The sequence below is a fragment of the Nocardioides sp. genome (genome assembly GCF_029937575.1).
GTDB lineage: Bacteria > Actinomycetota > Actinomycetes > Propionibacteriales > Nocardioidaceae > Nocardioides.
Window position 1 is genome coordinate 5,593 of record NZ_JAPYPS010000111.1, and the last position, 2,809, is coordinate 8,401.

A 2,809-nucleotide genomic window follows, 5' to 3' on the forward strand; every position below is an offset into this window, starting at 1 on the left:
CGCTGCTCAACCACCGACGAACGCACCCTCGCAAGCTCGGGTGCGTTCAGTACCAGCCGCGGGACTGGCTGTGGCCCCAGGCGCCGCACGGGCTGCCGTAGCGGTCACGGATGTAGCCGAGGCCCCAGCGGATCTGGGTGACCGGGTTGGTCGCCCAGTCGGCTCCGGCCGACGCCATCTTGGAGCCGGGCAGCGCCTGCGGGATGCCGTAGGCCGACGAGGAGGGGTTGTCGGCGCGCGGGTTCCAGTTGGACTCACGGACGTAGAGCGAGTCCAGGCAGCCGAACTGGTCGGACGAGAAGCCGAACTCGGCCAGCAGCACCCGGGCGATGTCGCGGGGGTCGCCGTCGGACAGGTCCTGCTCACCGGTCTGGGCCGGGCCGTCGGCCCGGGCGTCGGAGAGCGCGGCCTGCTTGACCGGGTCGGTGTCGTCACGACGGTCGGCCGAGCGCGAGACCTGGGGGGCGCGCTCGAGGCTGGCGGCAGCCGCCTCGGCGGCGCGCTCCGGGTCGGCCGTGGCGGCCGGCGCCGCTGCCGCTGCCGCGAGCGAGGCCGACGCCGGCGTCGCGGGGCCGGCCGAGGAGGACGACAGGATGCCTCCGGCGACCGTCGTACCGGTGGCGGCGACCGCGACCGACCCGAGCAGGACCGACGTACCGAGTGCCTTGCGCGGGGCCGCGGCGAGCGGGCCGCGCTGCGGCGCGCTGCGGTGTCGTCCGGCGGTCGTGCCGGACGCACCCATCTCGGACGAGACGGGTCGGTTCGCGGACCGGCCCGTGCGTGCGGCGCGTGGTGCGGCGTGCTTGGCGTGCTTGGACAAGGTGCGGGAATCCCTGGAGGTAGGCGACGGAGGTCGTCTTGTGCTGCGGCGGTCGGCGTACATACGACAGGTCTCGCCGTCACCCGACGACGAGGCCTGACGCCACCCTGCCGTGCGCGATGGGGGCCTGCAAACCGAACGCGCAGAAAAGTCGGACTCGTGGGGACAAATCAGGACGTTCTCAGGTAGCACGCACCACGTGCATCCCACGGGTCACACACGTCCCACGGTGCGGGCCGCGCCGAGGCCGGGAGCATCGACTCGGCCCGCACGGGAGCCGGACGGATGAGACGTGGTCAGACGGTGACGTTCTCCAGCATCTCGGTCACCAGCGCCGCGATGGGCGAGCGCTCCGAGCGGGTCAGGGTGACGTGCGAGAAGAGCGGGTGACCCTTGAGCTTCTCGATCACCGCGACGATCCCGTCGTGACGCCCCACGCGCAGGTTGTCGCGCTGGGCGACGTCGTGGGTGAGCACGACCTTCGAGTTGGCCCCGATCCGCGACAGCACCGTCAGCAGCACGTTGCGCTCCAGCGACTGCGCCTCGTCGACGATCACGAAGGCGTCGTGCAGGGAGCGGCCGCGGATGTGGGTCAGCGGCAACACCTCGAGCATGCCGCGGTCGAGGATCTCGTCGATCACGTCGGTCGACGTCATCGAGCCGAGCGTGTCGAAGACGGCCTGACCCCAGGGCGACATCTTCTCCGACTCCGAGCCCGGCAGGTAGCCGAGCTCCTGACCACCGACCGCGAAGAGCGGGCGGAAGACCACGACCTTCTTGTGCTGCCCGCGCTCCAGGACCGCCTCCAGCCCGGCGCACAGCGCCATCGCGGACTTGCCGGTCCCGGCACGTCCACCGAGGCTGACGATGCCCACCTCCGGGTCGAGCAGCATCTCGAGGGCGACCCGCTGCTCGGCGCTGCGTCCGTGGATGCCGAAGGCCTCGCGGTCGCCGCGCACGAGGTGGATCTGCTTGTCCGGCCCGACCCGCCCCAGCGCGGTGCCGCGCTCCGACATCAGCACCAGCCCCTGGTGGCACGGCATGTCGCGGGCCTCGGCGAGGTCGAGCACCCCGTCGTCGTACAGCTCGTCGAGGTCGGCCGCGGCCACCTCCAGCTCGGCCATCCCGGTGTAGCCGGTGGCTGACGGTCCCAGGTCGCCGATCGCCTCGGCGCGGTACTCCTCGGCGACGAGGCCGACGGCGGACGCCTTGATCCGCAGCGGGAGGTCCTTGGAGACCAGGGTGACGTCGGCGCCCTCCTGCGACAGGTTGTAGGCCACCGCCAGGATCCGGGTGTCGTTGTCACCCAGTCGGAAGCCCGAGGGCAGCGAGCCCGCATCGGTGTGGTTGAGCTCCACACGCAGCGAGCCGCCCTCGTCGCCGACCGGCACGGGCTCGTCGAGCCGACCGTGCTCGACGCGGAGCTCGTCGAGCATCCGCAGGGCCGAGCGGGCGAAGTAGCCCAGCTCCGGGTGGTGACGCTTGCCCTCGAGCTCGGTGATCACGACCACGGGGAGCACGACCTCGTGCTCGGCGAAGCGGCGCGCGGCACCGGGATCAGCAAGCAGGACGCTGGTGTCGAGGACATAGGTGCGAGGTGTCACGGGATTCGCCCTTCACGTGACCGCGCGCGCACTCCTCGCCCGGCCCTCAGTCGCCACAGATGGACCGGGAAGGAGCCCGAACGCCGGAGTGCCGGCGTCCTTCCGCCGGGGGCGGCCAGCAGGTGAGCACCTGCGAACCACCTCCTGCGTACAGGTCGTGACTTCTCACGAGCGGGCCTCCCGATACCGGCGAGCTTCCCCACTCGCCGACCCTGCGAACGTACGCCGCCGAAGGGCCGTCGCTCAGCGACACGCGGTAACTGGTGGTGAAGTTCGCGTTACGCGGCGACGTCGAACGCTCGCGCGCTGGCTCCCGGGTCAGGCGCCGAACCGGCGCTCGCGCAGGGCGTAGGCCCGGATCGCGCGCAGGAAGTCGACCCGCCGG

The 2,809-nt window shown here is 71.9% G+C and carries 2 protein-coding genes; both read right to left on the reverse strand.

What is annotated here, in order from left to right; all coding sequences use genetic code 11:
* Nucleotides 1-46 precede the first annotated feature (46 nt).
* Entirely contained in the window at nucleotides 47-820 is a 774-nt protein-coding gene (locus Q1K33_RS20235; protein WP_300406648.1) for a lytic transglycosylase domain-containing protein, read from the reverse strand.
* 296 nt (nucleotides 821-1,116) lie between these two features.
* Nucleotides 1,117-2,424, reverse strand: coding sequence for a PhoH family protein (locus tag Q1K33_RS20240; protein ID WP_300406650.1), 1,308 nt, complete (start codon nucleotides 2,422-2,424; stop codon nucleotides 1,117-1,119).
* Between the last annotated feature and the right edge of the window lie 385 nt (nucleotides 2,425-2,809).